The following is a 15,804-nucleotide window of genomic DNA, read 5'->3' on the forward strand; positions in this document are numbered from 1 at the left end:
TTGTAATACTATGGCTGTAAAACAGAAGATAGAGAATAAAAGAAGTTCTCTCAAGGGCACGGTAAAGGATCGCTCTGGTGCCGGAAAAGTAAAAGTCGGAGAGCTCTTAAGTAAAGCTGGCTATATCACTCCTGCTCAGCTTGAAACAGCCAAGAAAGAACTCCAGAAGAACGGAGGCCGCTTGGGCGCTATCCTACGTCAATTTGATTATATCGATGCTGATACCGTCTATAATTTTCTCAGTCGTCAACATAACTTCACTCCTGTTTTAATAAGTAAAGAACCACCCAGTAAAGATGCCGTTACTCTTGTGCCCTATAAAATTGCCAAGAAGTATATGGCTTTTCCTCTCCGTATCGCTGGCAACACGCTTCAGATAAGTATGGCTGAACCTACTGATACTGAAGCTGTCGAAAAGCTTCAGGATGAGGTGGGAAAAAATCTGGCTGTCTGTGTCTCCATGGAAAGAGATATCGTTGAGGCCTATAAAACCTATTATAAGATTGATGATGCTGAGGCTGAAACCTTCTTCACCAACAGAGATGAAGCTGAAGAAGAAATGGCGGTCACCGAGGTTGATGACTTTGGTTCGATCGTAGCCGATGCAGCAGATGAATTTGAGATTGAAGCTATTGAAGATGAGAGTACTGGAGATCAGTTTGCTGCTAACGATGCTCCTATTATCAAGCTGGTCAATGGTATTCTGGTAAAGGCTGTTCAGGATGGGGTTTCTGATATCCATGTGGAACCCTATGAGAAGACCATGCAGGTTCGTTACCGTAAGGATGGTTCTCTTTTTAAATCCATGAACCTGCCGTTGAGCATCAAAAATGCAATGGCGGCACGCCTCAAGATTCTTGCTGATCTGGACATTACTGAGCGTCGTATCCCTCAGGATGGTCGTATTAAGATGCGGCTGGGACGTAACCGTTCCGTTGACTTTCGTGTTTCTACTCTTCCGACGCTGTTTGGTGAATCCGTTGTTCTTCGTATTCTTGACAAGGGGTCTCTTAACGTAGATTTAACCAAGCTTGGTTTCGAAAAGGAGACCTTTGAGGCATTGAAACGCTGTTTAAACAGGCCCCAGGGGTTGCTTCTGGTCACTGGTCCCACGGGTTCCGGAAAGACCGTTACACTTTATTCTGCCCTGAACTCATTGAACGCTGAGGATATTAAGATTCTAACAGCAGAAGATCCGGTGGAGTTTAACTTTAAGGGGATTAATCAGGTCAATGTTCATTCTGAGGTAGGAATGACATTTGCTGCTGCCCTGAAGGCATTTCTTCGTCAGGATCCGGATATTATTATGGTAGGTGAGATTCGTGATATGGAAACTGCCGAGATTGCTATTAAAGCGGCAATGACCGGACATCTCGTTTTCTCAACCCTTCATACCAACGATAGTGCTGCAACCATTGCTCGTCTTATAGATATCGGTATACCACCTTTCATGCTTGCCTCTGCTGTGACAATGGTGTTATCTCAGCGACTAGGGCGGAAGCTCTGTCAGGCGTGTAAAAAACCTGAACAGCGTGACCCTCAGGAACTCATCAGCATGGGTTTTCATGAAGATGAAGTCGATTATGTTGTCACCTATGGCCCTGTTGGCTGTCCTGAATGTAACGGTCTTGGATATAGAGGCCGAATCGGTTTTTTTGAGTTGTTGGAGGTGACCGATGAAGTTGCAAAAGCGATCAGTGCTGAAGTTCCCGAAGACCAATTACGTAAAATTGCTGTTCAGGAGGGAATGGTTCCATTACGCGATGCGGCCATTGAAAAGGTAAGGCAGGGAGTTACCAGTGTGGATGAGGCTCTTCGCAGGACCGTTGCTCATGAAGAAAGTCTCCCTGCATATCTTCTCAATCCTGATATAGAAAACTATGAAGATGGCGATGTGGTTATTCGTGAAGGGAATACCGACGTGGATTTCTTCAAACTGCTTCGGGGCGGCTTGTCGGTATTAAAGGGTGGAAAGAAGATTGCCGAACTTACAGAACCTGGCGAATATTTTGGTGAGATGGCAGTCCTCTCAGGTGAACCCCGAAATGCATCCATTGTTTCACTTGGCAGGTCTGCAATCAAGAGGTACCCCGGTGACAAGCTGGACGAAATTATAGCAAAATACCCTGATGTCTCCCGTCATCTTTTTAAGGCCATGGCCGCGAGACTTCATAAATCAAATCAGATTATAGTTAAATTGGCTGGTGCTGCTCCCCGTAAGGCACCACCGCGCTGAAAGGGATTGATGTCGGTCATCTGAGTTGTCCGCTCTGTTCAAAATATTTTCTAAATACCAGAAGGGATATCAGCGTTTCAGTTTTATTGTTTTGAAACTGTTGTATGTATGCCTGGGCATTTTTTAGGATTTTCAGAGCCTCTTCTTCATGCTGCAGATAGTAATTCATTTTTTCTTCAATATCTGAATAGTCATCCCGTAACAGAACATAATGAATGTCAGGTAGAAGCCTTCCCTCCATAAACCAGGTTTCAAAACGGGGTTTTCGCATAAAACAGAGGGAGTTGGAAGACATAATCCATTTAAGGTTTGTTGCCACATCATTGCCCTCAATGGAGAGAATGAATTTATACTGCAACTGCTTTTCTATGGACATAAATCGTTTTTGTCGTCTGGGATCCCCTCCCTCCTCCGGTTGATTTGACTGGCCAATGTCAAAAAGTGGATTGTCAAAATGTTGCCGGACAAAATCTTTTCGTTCCTGAACACCGGCCTTTCCACGCCAGACAAGTTTGTTTTTTTTGTGCTGGTATGGAAGAGGGTCTTTTACAAATGTGAAGTGGCGGATGCTGTTGAGTTTTAAAATAATTCCATTTGCATTGTTTTCTGTGAGTGGCCGGCTTTTGACAAAGGTTGGATGTACCGGGACTGTAACGACGTCACCAAATTGGTAATGAAAGAAAAATGACGGGTCAAAGAAACGGCAATATTTCTTGAAATCAAGATAATAGACAAAGTTTTTCCGGGTCGTGAGATCGGCCGATTGAACTCGATCCGCTCCCAGAGTGAATGGTTTCTGCTTTTTATTGTAATAAGCGACCCTGTCAAGAATAGAGTTCTGGTCATAGCAGGAGATTGAGGCCAGCAAATGTGGGAGTTTCCATCGAAGATAGATGGCGGGAGTTAAAATGTTGGTCATTCCCTTGAGGTAAAAGATATTTTTCGAATTCTTATGTTTGCGTGAGGTAAGTTTGGAAATTTTCTTGTCCAGCCTTTTTATAAACTGCATATGAATAGGTTGTCTGTGGTTCTGTGTTGTGAGGTGCTTATTCAATGAGGTTTCCGGCGCCCTGACAGTGGTACTTGAGCGTCAAACCTGCAAATAGTACCGTATGTTCTACTATTTTGTAATGGTTTTTTTGAGTCATTACTGTATGATCTTTTAAATATCTGTGACACTGACTGAAGATCATACTTACTCAGATTGCAATAATGTGAACCAGATCACATCTTCAGTTACTGTGGTGTTGAAAAAATCCCGTCATGGCCCCTGCCGTTAATTTTCAATTCAAAATTATGTCCTCAAAGAAAGAACGCTCAAAAACTGATATTTTATTGAAATGTCAAAGAATATTAATTGTTAAGCAAAGCTCACTTGGTGATATTATTCATACTCTGGCTCTCGTTCATGCACTGAAGCGATGTCATCCTGCAATTTCGATAGGATGGGTTGTTCAAAAGGCGTTTGCCTCAATAGTAAAAAGGGATACAGCAGTGGATGATGTGTTTGTAATCGATATCCCTTCGACCAGCGAACCCAATGCCGGGAAAACTGCTTTTTTAAAAGCTGTTATGGCAACATTACGAACGCTCAGGGATTTAAGGAAATCCCTTTCCAAAAACCCCTACGACCTGGTTCTTGATCTTCACGCTTCATTTCGTAGTGGAATACTTGCACTCTGCAATCCTGGCGGAGTCCGGATTGGATTCTCAGTTGCCAAGGAGCTAAATACTCTCTTTCAGCATCAACTGGTAAAAGTTCCTGAATCAATAATGCATGCTCAGGACAAAAATTTACTTTTTGCCTCCTTTTTCGGGTGTCCTGTTGAAGACGAAGATTTTTTCCTGCAAACGAGTGATAAGGATCTGGCGAGGGTAAGGGAATGTATTCCAGATGACGGGAAACCACTGGTTTATTGTAATCCAGTGGGGCGATGGGAGACAAAGTTCTGGCCTGTTGAGCGATGGGCAGCTCTTGGAGACAGGTTACAGCAGGAAGCAGGTGCTAACGTGGTTCTGGCTGGTTCCCGTCAAGACAGACCAATACTTGACAGTATCGCCGAATTAATGGTTACTCGTCCACTGGTAACGGGAGGAGAGTTATCCCTTATCCAGTCTGCGGCTCTGATTAAACAGTCATTACTCTACATAGGGGTGGATACCGGTCCCATGCACATGGCGGCCTTGGCCGGAATTCCTGTAGTTGCTCTTTTTGGCCCAACGAATCCAGAACTGGTTGGGCCATACAAGGTGCCCGGTAAAATTGTGAGAAATGAAATGCTTGATTGTCTGGTCTGTCGAAAAAGAAGCTGTGAAGACCTTATCTGTATGCATTCAATTTCCGTGGATCAGGTTTATGAACAGGCTCTGCTTCTTTTCTGAGCTGTGTAGACGATTATGATTACAAATTTTAAGGTATCCTCACCATGCAAATAGCACTTATTATAACTACGTATAATAATACCGATACATTACGATTGACGCTGCAGACAGCACTGAATCAGGTTGTACCTCCATCGGAAATAATTGTTGCTGACGATGGCTCGACCACCGAGACGGCTGAGTTGGTGAAAGAGATGCGAGAGGAGACTGATATCCCTGTGTACCACTGCTGGCAGGAGGATAGGGGCTTTCGTCCTGCAAGATGTCGGAATATGGCAATGGCAAGGAGCATGGCTGATTACTGTATTCTGGTTGATGGAGATATAATGCTCGATGAACATTTTGTCGAAGATCATCTATACTATGCGACACCCGGATATTTTGTTCAGGGATCCAGGGTTATATTAAGTCAAAAGACAACAGAGAAGATTGTTGCTTCCGGTGACATTCGGGTAAGTGTTTTCGGTGATAGTATTGGCAATCGGAAAAACTGCATTCGTTCCCGTTTTCTGTCCAGGGTTCTTTCTTTTAAAAACAGTAGGTTGGGTGGGATTAAGACTTGTAATTTTGCCTTCTGGAAAAAAGACGCTGTGACGGTAAATGGTTTCAATGAGGAATTTGTCGGATGGGGGCATGAAGATACAGAGTTTGCAGCCCGTCTGTTGAATATCGGGATCAGAAGGCAGAATGTGAAGTTTAATGCCCTGGCCTATCATCTTTACCACAAGTCCCAGTCGAGAGATTTCCTGAGCCAAAATAATGATCTGCTTTCGGATACTTTAAGGATGAAAAAAAACTGGTGTGAGAATGGACTGGATAAGCATATCGGAAACTGTGAGGCCTGCAGCTGATAATAGTTTTTATCAGATTTTTTTTATATTGTAACAGAGTCCTGACTTTGCCGCTGGTTGATTCTCCTCTTGAAGCGAGCAATAGTCCTGATAAGGTTACGGCGATAGAAGAAACGTTTAAGCGGGCTGTTTGGCATCAGTTCCTCTGCAATTCGTTGACGATTTGAGAAGGAGTACTGAAGCTCTGCCAACGGTGTGTTTTTATTAAGATGCTTCAGATACCTCTCCATGGCCTGGAGGTTCTTTATTCGCCAGTGGTCAGTGGTCTCACCGTGACCATGCTTTTTCTTGAACAGTTTCCGGTTTTTTTTCATCAGTTTTCGCACAGCACCACTCACCTTTGAAAAACTACCTTTCCCCTGATGGTAGACAAAAATCTTTTCGCTTATCATCATCCGCTTCCCTGACTTTATCGCTCTGTAAACAAAATCAGTGTCTTCGTAATAACCAAGACCAAAATCTTCATCCAAGCCCTGTAATTCTTCATAGAGTGTTCTTCGTATCAGCACACAGAAAAAAATAAGTCGATCAGTCTGAAAGCTGAGTTTTGCTGAGTGATTGCTCCAATGAATTCCCTGGCTGAGGATCTCTTCGGGGGTTTTTCCCGTGGTGTATATTTGCTGATCGTTACCACAGTTGTTTGTTACCGGTCCCAACATATCCCAATCAGGGTTTTGCTGCATAAGGGAGCTGAAAAGAGATATGGTTCCTGGTGGTACCAGGGTGTCGGTATTCAGGAGGAGAAAAAATTCCCCACTGGCGGCCCTGGCTCCGATGTTATTTCCTGCGGCGTAGCCCCTGTTTTCATCAAGAAAGAACAATCTAATTCGAGAATCTCTTTCTCCGGCCAGAGTCAGTAGCTGTTTTGTGGAACTGTCCGAGTTGTTGTCCACAACAATTATTTCCATATCTTCAGGTGATTGAGCCAGACTGTCCAGACAGGGACCGGTTGTTGTATCAAAATTGTTATAGGAAACTATAATAACACTACAGAGCAGAGGGCGATACATCAGGTAACCTTGAGGAGTTCATGAATGCGGTTGCTGCAGAGTAACTCCATATGTTTTTTTATTGTATCTTCAGGCCAGTTCCACCAGCTCATTTCCAGAAGAGCATTACAGGTCTCCTGATCAAAGCGGGTCCTCAGTAACCGGGCAGGATTTCCAGCAACTATTCCGTAGGGGGGGATGTCCTGATTGACCACACTGCAGGCACCGATTACTGCACCGGAACCGATGGTTAAACCGGAGAGGATGGTTGCCCCGTGACCAATCCAGACATCATGGCCAATGGTCAAGTCTCCTTTGGTTCCGGGGTGGCCATTGATGTCCTTCGCTTCAGGCCATCTGGAGGAAAGGGCCGGGAAGGGGTATGTTGTGATCCAGTCAATTCGATGATTTCCTCCAAGGATGATAGTGACTTTTGAGGAGATGGAACAAAACCTCCCGATGGTCAAGCGGGTGTTGTCACCGTAGGTGCGGATATCAGGCTTGCCGTAGGTGTGTTTTCCGATACTAAAGAGTGGATTGCTGAACTGTTCCCTGGTGGCAGGTGGTTTTTTGGGTGAGCTAAAAAACATAACTGACGAAGTTTAGTTAAGTTGAACTTTAAAAACAAATTGCTTGGTAATAAAGTTTTTAAAAAGATCAGTATAGCTTTTGCGTAATCGCATCCCGACAAAAGGGATCAGACGAAGAAGATCGGAGGGTGCAAGGATACGGGTATCGAAGAGTATTTTAAATGGGCAGATGTCCTCAAAGGAATAGGCGAAATCAATTACCTTGAAATCACATTGTTCAAGGAGTTCCCGGAAACTCTTGATAGTGAAGAATCTCAGATGACTATGGTCAAATATGCCATAGTCTTCGTATTTCCAGGTTCCGCCAAGGAGCCGAAAACGGCATCTCCAGTGGGCAATGGAACAGGTTGAAATGACCAGGCTGCAGTCGGAGTGCATCCACTGCTTGAGGTGGTTTAACGTGACTTCAGGGCGTGCAATGTGTTCTATAACCTGAGACATGAAAATTATCTGGAAAGGACCGTGTTCCCTAACGTGGCGGTTGATCTGTTCACTGATTGCCTGGTCTTCAATCGTTCCACACAGAATGGCAAGGCCGCGTTCCTCAGCTGATACAGCAGACTCTTTTTCAGTTTCTAGTCCCAGAAACCGGCAACCTTTTTTCTGCACCAGATATTCCCCCATATATCCAGTGGCACAGCCAATTTCCAGGACATGGCTACCGGGAGGGATCATGTCCAATTGAATTTTGTCAATGTTGTTCGGTTTGAGTCCTTCGTAGACGAAAGTCTCCTTATGGTACTTCATAATGATACCTTTTGATAATCTGGACCGCTTATGGTGATATTTTTTTCCAGACAATACTGATCCAGTTGTTTCAGTAACTGTGGCAGCAGATTTTCGGGTGCATTAAAACAAAGATCTTTCCTGAATCCTCTGATGTCACGGTTTTTCATTGATTTGGGTTTGTACCAACTTCTTTTTCGAACATCATCAAAATCTATCAGGTAGAGTTTGTTCTCACTGAAGATAAAATTTGCCAGCCGGATATCACCATGGATTAAGCCAAGAGTCTGAATAGTATCGATGGTGTTCAGCACTGCGGCGATAACTTCCGAAGCTTCTGCAGGAGAATTGCTTAGTTGCCTGAGATACTCTTCCCCCTGAATCCCTTCCACGTATTCATAGAAAAAAAAGGAAATTCTCCGAAACGGACCAAACCGTTTTTCAAGACAGGCAACAGGATGAGGAATGGAAATATTTTTGTTTATCAATAGTCTGGAGTAGTACCAGCTTTTACTTGATTTTGTTTGACGGAAGTAACGTTTGAATTGCTGCCAGCGTGATTTGAAATTGTGTCGTTTAATAACAAGTTTTTTTCCATTTACCGTAATCACACCAATTCTTGATTTAAAATTATCCTGAAGAATTATGGTCGTTGGTGAGAAAAGGTGGAAATCGGGATCGTTGAAAATATTCTCCAGTTCTGGTGTGTAGAATTTTTTGTCACAGAACAGGCAAATATTGAAATTCTTTTTTATGAATAAATTATCAGTCATCAAGAGAAGTGGGCTGTGAAAAATCTTTATACAATATGGCGCTGAAAAGAGAAAAAAGCAATCCGGTTACATGTATTTGAAGGTATGATTCACCCAGCATAATCACAAGAAAAAATAGGGGAAAGGCCTGGCGTAAAGGCGTGAGAGAATCTTTTATCCTGCCGGCTACTACAAGTTGAGAGATGAAAATAGCTATCAAACTGATAATACCGAAAAGGCCAAGTTGTGATGCTGTCAGTAAATATTGATTGTGAGGATTATCTGTGGTTGGCAGAGTCGGGGAGTTTGTCTTGTTGATTTTTGCATATTCAGCAGGGTAATCACCGGTTCCCACGCCGATGAGAACGTTGTTCTTTATTAGCTGGCAAGTATTTTGAGCGAACCAGACTCTCAGACCGACGGAGGAGGTGTTGCCGCAAAGGCGATGATTCTGCATTTCCGTATATGCCTGATCTGTACGAACTCTGAATGTGGAGGAAGAAAAATAGGTTGCTGTTATTAAGAGCGGTATAAGCAGAAGGCCTGTTATGAGTTGCAGTTTTGACCGGCGGTAAAAGTATTGAAAAACCGTTATCGCTATAAAGAGAAAGAAGGCTATCTGTCCGGTGCGGCCGACTGTGATAAACATGGTGACAGAGAAAAAGAGGAGCAGGGCAGACTGCAGGTACTGAGCAATGGGTTTGTTGCTGGCAAAGAGCAGATTCTGCAGGAGGATATAACATGCCAGGGCCAGCATTGGACTGTAGGTCACATGAGATGTACCCTCGGTAAGAAAAACGGAGGAGGGTGGAAGGGTGATTATGCCAAGCAAAACCATGTAGGCTTTACAGGCTCTCAGGAATATGGCGAAGATAAAGGCTGCCATGTAGTATTTCACATGCTCTTTCTTTACCAGAGTGAGTAAGACGGGGAAGAGCAGCAACTTCCATTGTTTTTTTAGAATATGAAGCCCAAGAGCCAGGTCTTCACTCCAGAGTAGCCCGATGATATGAAGAGCGATGAAGAGGAGAACGGCGACAGCGACGGGGTTAAGACGTATTTCGTTAAGTTTTTCCTTCAGTCCCCCCGACAGCATCCAGAAAAGAAGGAGAAGTACTGCCAGAACTGATCCTGCAGATGTCGAAAGTGGAAATGCGAATGCAAATAGAATGAGGAGTGGTGAGGTCGCTGCCACTATCTTTTGGTTAAGTGAATTCATATAAACTGAATGGTAGAAATGATTTGCTGTTTAACTTGTCTCGGTTGTGCTGTTTTTGCACTGGAAAATATAGAAGATATGATTGTCGTGTACCCTTTTTCGGTGGACAAGTAAATCATTCCTTTGGGCAAAGGTCTCGAAAAAATCTGGAAAGAAACGAAAACTATCAATGGGGTACCTGTGATAAACAAACCCTGGGGTTACCGTGTGCACCAGGAGATATCCGCCTGGACTCATGAGGCTGGCTAAAGAAACCAGATGTTCATAAGGGGTGATGAGGTGCTCGAGAATTGCCTGGCTGATGATAAGATCAAATTTGCCGAGTTCAGGAGCCTTTTCTTCAAAATTCCAGAAGATATCGACATCCAGAACTCCGGTTGTGGTGACTTTACCAAGTGCCATTATTTCTTTCAGTTTTACCGCTGCCTGTTTTGCCTCCCCGGCAAGCAATGTCCGTTTTGGCGCAGGGGAGAGTTTTTGAACCCAGCGAATGATCTCTCCATGATAGTACCCGGATTCACTGTCAAGATCATGAAAAGTGTATTGGTCATAGTTGTTATGGTCAAACGGGCCATAAATTTTTTCCCACTGCAAAAGTAGCTGTTGTTCAGGGTTTTGACCTAGGATTCGCCTCAGGCATTGTTTTATGGATTTGAACTTGCTGATTGACATGAAGTAGCCGGAGAACCGTAATTAAGTTTCGTATATGTGGTCAGGAAAGAAAGTGTGTGTTGTATTGTCAGTTCTGATATTGCATATTATAGAGGGTTTCATACTCGCCATTCTGGCTGAGAAGTGTGTCGTGGGTTCCCTCTTCAACAATCATTCCATCCTTAATAACAATAATCCTGTCGGCATTCTTGATGGTGGAAAGACGATGAGCAATAACAAGAGTGGTACGATCTTTCATCAGGTTTTCGAGAGCTTTTTGCACCAGTCGTTCCGATTCTGTATCGAGTGCTGATGTAGCCTCATCCAGGATAAGAATGGGAGCATTTTTCAAGATAGCCCTGGCAATGGAGAGACGTTGCCTTTCACCGCCGGAGAGTCGTATCCCGGATTCACCGATAACTGTATCGAAACCTTCTGGGAGTTCCTGTATAAAGTTGAGGGCATGAGCTGCATCGGCCGCTCTCTCAATATCTTCGTTCGATTTGTCCTGGTCACCATAGGCAATATTGGCACGGATGGTGTCGTTGAAGAGGATCGTCTGTTGGGTGACGATGGCAATCTGCCTGCGAAGTGATTCCAGGGTAACATCTTTGATGTTTACACCGTCAATAAGCAGAGAACCGTTTTCTATATCAAAAAATCTTGGGATCAGACTGGTGAGGGTTGATTTTCCAGAACCACTGGGGCCAACAATAGCCAGGATTTCACCCGCTGGAACGCTGAGGTTAATATCTTTCAGTATTGGAGATATACCATCATAGCTGAAATGTACATCACGAAGAGTTATTTCTTTCTGAAAAGGTGTAAGCTCGGCAGCATTTTCTTTCGAGAGGATGTCCGGCTTTTGATCAAGTAACTGGAAAATTCTCACCGCTGCGGCAAGCCCCTGCTGAATAGTTGCATTGATTTTACTTACTGCCTTGATGGGCTCATAAATCATTACCAGGGCCGTCAGGAAGGCAAAAAAAGTTCCCGGTGTGGAGTTGCCGGCGATAACTTCCTTACCGCCAAACCAGATTATAAGAGCCATCCCAATACCACCAATTACTTCCATTAATGGATGTTGGATACAACGGTATTTTGCCTTTTCCATCATGGTGTTAAAAAGCATGTTTACCTGCACTGAAAAACGGCTGGACTCGTATTTTTCCATGGTGAATGCTTTAACCACCGGGGCGCCGGTGATGGATTCGTGCATGGTGTTGGAAACATCAGCAATCTGTTCCTGCATGGTGGTACTGATCCGGCGAAACGCCCTGCCGAATTTAACGATGGGTATGGCTGCCGATGGAAGAAAAACCAGAGAAAGCAGGGCCAGTTTCCAATCCATGGTGAATATAACGATAAGCAGGAAGACAGCCTGTAAAAAATCACGCAGTAACCCGACAACCACCGTTGATATTGCGGCCTGCATAAAATTAATGTCAGAGATAACTCGGGAAATCAGCTCACCAGTGGGTGTTCTATGAAAGAATGAGAGTGATTGGAGATGGATATGCTCGAAAACTTTATTGCGCATATTACGGATTACGGTTTGGCCAATTTTTTCGAGAAGGTAGAAATTTAGACCATAGAAAAAAGCTTTGACTGCAAACAGGAGGATAAGGGCAAGCGGGAGAATGGCGAGAAAGTAGGAACTTTTCTCGACAAAAATCTTGTCCAGCAGGGGTTTGACCATGTAGGCCTGAAGAGCACTCAACCCGGCAACGGCGAGCGCTGCTATCATGGCTATTGCAAACAGAGATGTGTAGGGGCGAATAAGAGCGTATAATCGCCTTAGGACTATTTTGTTAGGCATATGCTAAATTAAAAAAAGAGACAGTTGGAAATATGTGTAACGGGCACAAGAATCAATCACAGTTATTGTTCACAGCATCATAGTTAATGATAGATAAAAAACCATCTAATACTTTCACTCAAGGGGAGAAAGACAGTTGTTCATTTGAAGGCATGGAAGCAGATAGGGCTGATTTACAGTGCTGCAGTATGTTTTTCGATATCGGTCGGATCATCTACACTTGGAGAATCATGTTCCGTGACGGTTACCTGTATTTTGTATCCAGCTTCAATGGCACGTAATTGTTCAAGCTTTTCAATGTTTTCAAGTGATGAGTATGGCAGGTCGGTGAATTCCTGGAGAAAAAGATTGGAGTAAGCATAGATCCCAATGTGTTTATAGTAGAGAGTGTCGTCTGTGTTGTCTCTGTTGAATGGAATTTTGGCCCGTGAAAAATAGATGGCAAAAGAGTTCCTGTCAAAAATGACTTTTACATTGTTGGGATTGTTTATCTCTTCTTCATTCGTGAGTTCATGGGCGAGAGTGCCCATGGTCAGTGCAGGAGTTTTTGTAAAGGCTCGTACCAGGTCATTAAGGCATTCCGGCTTCAGGAATGGTTGGTCCCCCTGAATGTTGATCACCACATCGTCTGGTTTCAGGTGCAATGATCTGGCCGCCTCTGCAACCCTGTCCGTTCCTGAGCTGCATTGGGCTGATGTCATTATGACCCTGCCGTCAATTTCTTCAATTGAGGTGCGAATGGCATCACTGTCGGTTGCCACATAGACAGAGTCGATGAGAGGGCTTTTTTGAACCTGCTCGTACACACGCTGGATCATCGTTTTCCCCAGGATATCGGTGAGAGCTTTTCCTGGAAATCGTTTAGATTCAAAGCGGGCGGGGATAATTGCTATAACTTTCATATGTTTATTGTCAGCATGTCTAAAGAGTTTTTAGTTCACGTCGGAGTGTTGCAGCAAATCTACAATATGTCGACAGGTTTTTCTACTCCCTCCTTGCTTTAATTGGATATATTTATTTGCCTTCTGCTGGATTGTTGCCTTATCTTCTGGATTTCTAAGTGTTTCTTCCAGTAATTTCAGTACCTCTTCTTTGTTGCTGCCTTTTTTGACAAGACCGCTCTCAAAGACTTCGTTTCCTGCCCAGAGGAAGTTTGAGATTGAGGGCCCGGTTACTGGAGTGACTCCGTTCATAAATGCTTCGATAAAGTTTTGTCCGCCAAGTGGAGCAAGGCTGCCACCAATAAAGGCGGCATCGGCACGCTGATAGGCGTTGAGTAGTTCACCAAAAATATCCCAGATAAGTACTGAAGCTACGGCATTCAGGGAGGAGGCGCTTTTCAACGCACAGCTGATATGACTTTCTGTGAGCAGTGTTTTCCAGTTACTGACCCTAGCCAGATGACGGGGAAAAAGGTCTATATGGAGATCCGGAAAGCGTTTCAGCAGTTCTGTTATCAGATAAAAAACTTCACTTTCTTCCTCTTTTCGGATTGAGGCGAGAATGAGGGTCCTGTCTTTTGTCACGGCCTTTTTAGAAATTGTACATGTTTTTATCTGGTCAAATTTAATATTTGAAACGTAATAGCTCCTCTTTTGCTGGAAGAGATCCTGGAGCCGTTTTTTGTTTTCTTCTGAGTTGGCCAGGATAATATCCGGTGCGAGCCTCTTCCAGAGGAAGGCGGTCTTTTTATATCCCTTATAACTTTTTTCCGTCATTCGACCATTGACGATAATCATCTTTTTCTTCTGTCGTTTTATCTCGGCCATAAGGGCTGGCCAAATTTCCAGTTCAATAAGGACCAAAAGCTTCGGGTCGGCGATGCGGATGGCTTTTTTTACCAGGGTCGGGTTGTCGAACACCATATAGGCAATACTGACGGCATGCCTCTGTTCTGCAGCCAGATCTTTTTCAAGGATATTTTTACCCTGGGAGGTATTCGTTGTGATAAGGATTTTAAGTTTCAGGTCATCTTCAAAATTTTTCAGGAGCTGTCTTGCTATATAGGCCTCACCAACGGATGCTGCGTGCATCCATATGTCAACTTTTGAGAAGTTAACTTTTTTGAGAGTACGTTCTTCCGCACCCTCTTTGAGTCGTGGAGAACGAAGGAGAAAAGGCGTGGCACAGACCCACAGGAGTTGATAGAAGAAAAACAAGGTCTTGAGAAAAAAAGATTCTTTCATAGAGGATTTGCCTACAGATATTCTTTGATTTTGGCAAGCAGCGAGGGATAGCTGATTTCAAGCATTCTGGCAGCCATACTCTTATTGCCCTTGCTGGCCTCCAGTGCTCGACTGATTAACTTTTTTTCTATGATTATTTTGGCCTGTTTCAGGGAGAAAGTTCCCAGTATTTCATTGATCTTGCCATCACAGGAACTGTTGTCCCGAGAGCCGATGAGATCAACAGGCAGGATGTGGTTTGTCTCGGCAACGATGGCTGCTCGTTCCAGACAGTTTTTCAATTCTCGTATGTTTCCCTTCCACTCCCTGTCGAGAAGAATTCCCATGGCTTCGGGAGAGATATCTTCAATGGCAAGATGCATCTTTTCGTTGAGGATGGCAAGAAAGTGAGTGCAGAGATACTGGATATCTTCTTTTCTTTCGCGTAGTGGAGGGAGTTGTAAGGTAAGCACATTGAGACGATAGAACAGATCTTCACGGAACCGGCCATCTTCCACCTCCCGTTCCATGTCCTTCGCTGTCGCTGTGATTACCCGGACATCGACAGCTTTTGTTTTGACACCGCCAACGGGTCGGATCTCCTGCTCCTGAAGAACCCGTAGTAATTTTACCTGTAGGCTCAAGGGTAACTCTCCAACTTCATCAAGAAAAAGAGTACCTGTGTCTGCTTCTTCAAACAAGCCTTTGTGATCCTTATCCGCACCGGTGAATGCCCCTTTGACATACCCAAAAAATTCGCTCTCCAGAAGGTTTTCCGGGAGGGAACCACAGTTCACAGCTATAAAGGGTTTCTCTTTTCTTTCGGATTTCTGATGAATTCCCTTGGCGATCAGTTCTTTTCCCGTTCCTGATTCTCCGGTAATGAGAACGGTGGTGTCATAGCGGGCTACTTTTTCAGTGAGTTGCAGCAGGGATTGCATCTTTTCAGAATGGGCGATAATATCTTCAAAGCCCTCTGTTCCCTGTAACTCGAGAACTTTGGCTTTAAGCCTGACGTTTTCTTCGCGTAACTCAAGATGATCAACAGCTTTTTCCAGAACCAGAAGTATCTCCGCTGTTTTGAAGGGCTTAGTGATAAAATCGTAGGCCCCTGTTTTCATGGCCTCCACTGCATCATCTATTGTCGCATATGCGGACATCATAATAATGATGGGCTGGTTGCCGTCTTCTGCAACTGCCTGTAAAAACTGCAATCCATCCATTCTGGGCATCTTCAGATCACAGAGGATAAGAGGAAAGGGTGCTTTCTTCTGGATAGCAAGGGCCTGTTCGCCATTTTCGGCCATGGTTACCTGGTACCCGGCCTTGGCGGTGACCACGGAGAGCATATGACGCATATTTTCTTCATCATCAACAATAAGAAGACGTTTGTTGTTGGTATCTGTCATGCACTTAATCCTTTG

14 protein-coding genes are annotated in these 15,804 nt (G+C 44.1%); 3 read left to right on the forward strand and 11 right to left on the reverse strand.

Translation table 11 applies throughout. The annotated features are described in order from the left end of the window. The first annotated feature begins 10 nt into the window (after positions 1-10). The gene (pilB, locus tag UWK_RS11725; RefSeq protein WP_015404589.1) at positions 11-2,236 is read left to right on the forward strand and encodes a type IV-A pilus assembly ATPase PilB; all 2,226 of its coding nucleotides are present in this window, start codon (positions 11-13) and stop codon (positions 2,234-2,236) included. 16 nt (positions 2,237-2,252) lie between these two features. Here the strand turns inward: pilB and UWK_RS11730 are convergent, their stop codons facing one another. After that, positions 2,253-3,155 (reverse strand): glycosyl transferase family 90, encoded by a 903-nt coding sequence (locus UWK_RS11730; RefSeq protein ID WP_208598470.1) that lies wholly within the window; start codon positions 3,153-3,155, stop codon positions 2,253-2,255. Positions 3,156-3,532: 377 nt separating this feature from the next. Here UWK_RS11730 and UWK_RS11735 point away from each other — a divergent pair, with 377 nt between their 5' ends. Both UWK_RS11735 and UWK_RS11740 read left to right on the forward strand, forming a co-directional pair. Further along, a complete protein-coding gene (locus UWK_RS11735; protein WP_228130013.1) occupies positions 3,533-4,618 on the forward strand; it encodes a glycosyltransferase family 9 protein in 1,086 nt (361 codons plus the stop codon). 44 nt (positions 4,619-4,662) lie between these two features. Further along, positions 4,663-5,469: a glycosyltransferase family 2 protein gene (locus UWK_RS11740; protein ID WP_015404592.1), complete on the forward strand. Its 807-nt coding sequence runs from the start codon at positions 4,663-4,665 to the stop codon at positions 5,467-5,469. Between the two features lie 23 nt (positions 5,470-5,492). Here the strand turns inward: UWK_RS11740 and UWK_RS11745 are convergent, their stop codons facing one another. From UWK_RS11745 to UWK_RS11790, 10 genes are all read right to left on the reverse strand, one after another. Beyond that, positions 5,493-6,479 carry a glycosyltransferase family 2 protein gene (locus tag UWK_RS11745; RefSeq protein WP_015404593.1) on the reverse strand — a complete coding sequence of 329 codons (987 nt, stop codon included), beginning with the start codon at positions 6,477-6,479 and terminating at the stop codon, positions 5,493-5,495. After that, positions 6,479-7,048 carry a CatB-related O-acetyltransferase gene (locus UWK_RS11750; RefSeq protein WP_015404594.1) on the reverse strand — a complete coding sequence of 190 codons (570 nt, stop codon included), beginning with the start codon at positions 7,046-7,048 and terminating at the stop codon, positions 6,479-6,481. Before UWK_RS11750 ends, UWK_RS11745 begins: the two co-directional genes overlap by 1 nt. 12 nt (positions 7,049-7,060) lie before the next feature. Continuing rightward, positions 7,061-7,795, reverse strand: coding sequence for a methionine biosynthesis protein MetW (locus UWK_RS11755; RefSeq protein WP_015404595.1), 735 nt, complete (start codon positions 7,793-7,795; stop codon positions 7,061-7,063). After that, entirely contained in the window at positions 7,792-8,547 is a 756-nt protein-coding gene (locus tag UWK_RS11760) for a serine/threonine-protein kinase (RefSeq protein WP_015404596.1), read from the reverse strand. The genes UWK_RS11755 and UWK_RS11760 overlap by 4 nt, the downstream gene beginning before the upstream one ends. After that, positions 8,540-9,745, reverse strand: a complete 1,206-nt coding sequence (locus tag UWK_RS11765; protein ID WP_015404597.1) for an O-antigen ligase family protein — start codon at positions 9,743-9,745, stop codon at positions 8,540-8,542. Before UWK_RS11765 ends, UWK_RS11760 begins: the two co-directional genes overlap by 8 nt. A 30-nt stretch (positions 9,746-9,775) precedes the next feature. Continuing rightward, a complete protein-coding gene (locus tag UWK_RS11770) occupies positions 9,776-10,339 on the reverse strand; it encodes a class I SAM-dependent methyltransferase (RefSeq protein WP_052326997.1) in 564 nt (187 codons plus the stop codon). A gap of 145 nt (positions 10,340-10,484) precedes the next feature. Then, complete coding sequence (locus UWK_RS11775) at positions 10,485-12,143, reverse strand: ABC transporter ATP-binding protein (RefSeq protein WP_265588636.1); 1,659 nt, start codon at positions 12,141-12,143, stop codon at positions 10,485-10,487. A gap of 245 nt (positions 12,144-12,388) precedes the next feature. After that, complete coding sequence (kdsB, locus tag UWK_RS11780) at positions 12,389-13,117, reverse strand: 3-deoxy-manno-octulosonate cytidylyltransferase (RefSeq protein ID WP_015404600.1); 729 nt, start codon at positions 13,115-13,117, stop codon at positions 12,389-12,391. Between the two features lie 30 nt (positions 13,118-13,147). Next, positions 13,148-14,401: a 3-deoxy-D-manno-octulosonic acid transferase gene (locus UWK_RS11785; protein WP_015404601.1), complete on the reverse strand. Its 1,254-nt coding sequence runs from the start codon at positions 14,399-14,401 to the stop codon at positions 13,148-13,150. Between the two features lie 11 nt (positions 14,402-14,412). After that, entirely contained in the window at positions 14,413-15,789 is a 1,377-nt protein-coding gene (locus tag UWK_RS11790; protein WP_015404602.1) for a sigma-54-dependent transcriptional regulator, read from the reverse strand. Positions 15,790-15,804 lie beyond the last annotated feature (15 nt).

Source organism: Desulfocapsa sulfexigens DSM 10523 (assembly GCF_000341395.1).
In the GTDB taxonomy this organism is placed as follows: domain Bacteria; phylum Desulfobacterota; class Desulfobulbia; order Desulfobulbales; family Desulfocapsaceae; genus Desulfocapsa; species Desulfocapsa sulfexigens.

Coding starts and splice junctions, on each gene's coding strand:
- UWK_RS11765 (WP_015404597.1), bottom strand. CDS start 9,745: ATGAATTCACTTAACCAAAAGATAGTGGCAGCGACCTCACCACTCCTC.
- UWK_RS11790 (WP_015404602.1), bottom strand. CDS start 15,789: ATGACAGATACCAACAACAAACGTCTTCTTATTGTTGATGATGAAGAA.
- UWK_RS11730 (WP_208598470.1), bottom strand. CDS start 3,155: ATGACCAACATTTTAACTCCCGCCATCTATCTTCGATGGAAACTCCCA.
- pilB (WP_015404589.1), top strand. CDS start 11: ATGGCTGTAAAACAGAAGATAGAGAATAAAAGAAGTTCTCTCAAGGGC.
- UWK_RS11750 (WP_015404594.1), bottom strand. CDS start 7,048: ATGTTTTTTAGCTCACCCAAAAAACCACCTGCCACCAGGGAACAGTTC.
- UWK_RS11755 (WP_015404595.1), bottom strand. CDS start 7,795: ATGAAGTACCATAAGGAGACTTTCGTCTACGAAGGACTCAAACCGAAC.
- UWK_RS11745 (WP_015404593.1), bottom strand. CDS start 6,479: ATGTATCGCCCTCTGCTCTGTAGTGTTATTATAGTTTCCTATAACAAT.
- UWK_RS11735 (WP_228130013.1), top strand. CDS start 3,533: ATGTCCTCAAAGAAAGAACGCTCAAAAACTGATATTTTATTGAAATGT.
- UWK_RS11775 (WP_265588636.1), bottom strand. CDS start 12,143: ATGATAGCAGCGCTCGCCGTTGCCGGGTTGAGTGCTCTTCAGGCCTAC.
- kdsB (WP_015404600.1), bottom strand. CDS start 13,117: ATGAAAGTTATAGCAATTATCCCCGCCCGCTTTGAATCTAAACGATTT.
- UWK_RS11760 (WP_015404596.1), bottom strand. CDS start 8,547: ATGACTGATAATTTATTCATAAAAAAGAATTTCAATATTTGCCTGTTC.
- UWK_RS11740 (WP_015404592.1), top strand. CDS start 4,663: ATGCAAATAGCACTTATTATAACTACGTATAATAATACCGATACATTA.
- UWK_RS11785 (WP_015404601.1), bottom strand. CDS start 14,401: ATGAAAGAATCTTTTTTTCTCAAGACCTTGTTTTTCTTCTATCAACTC.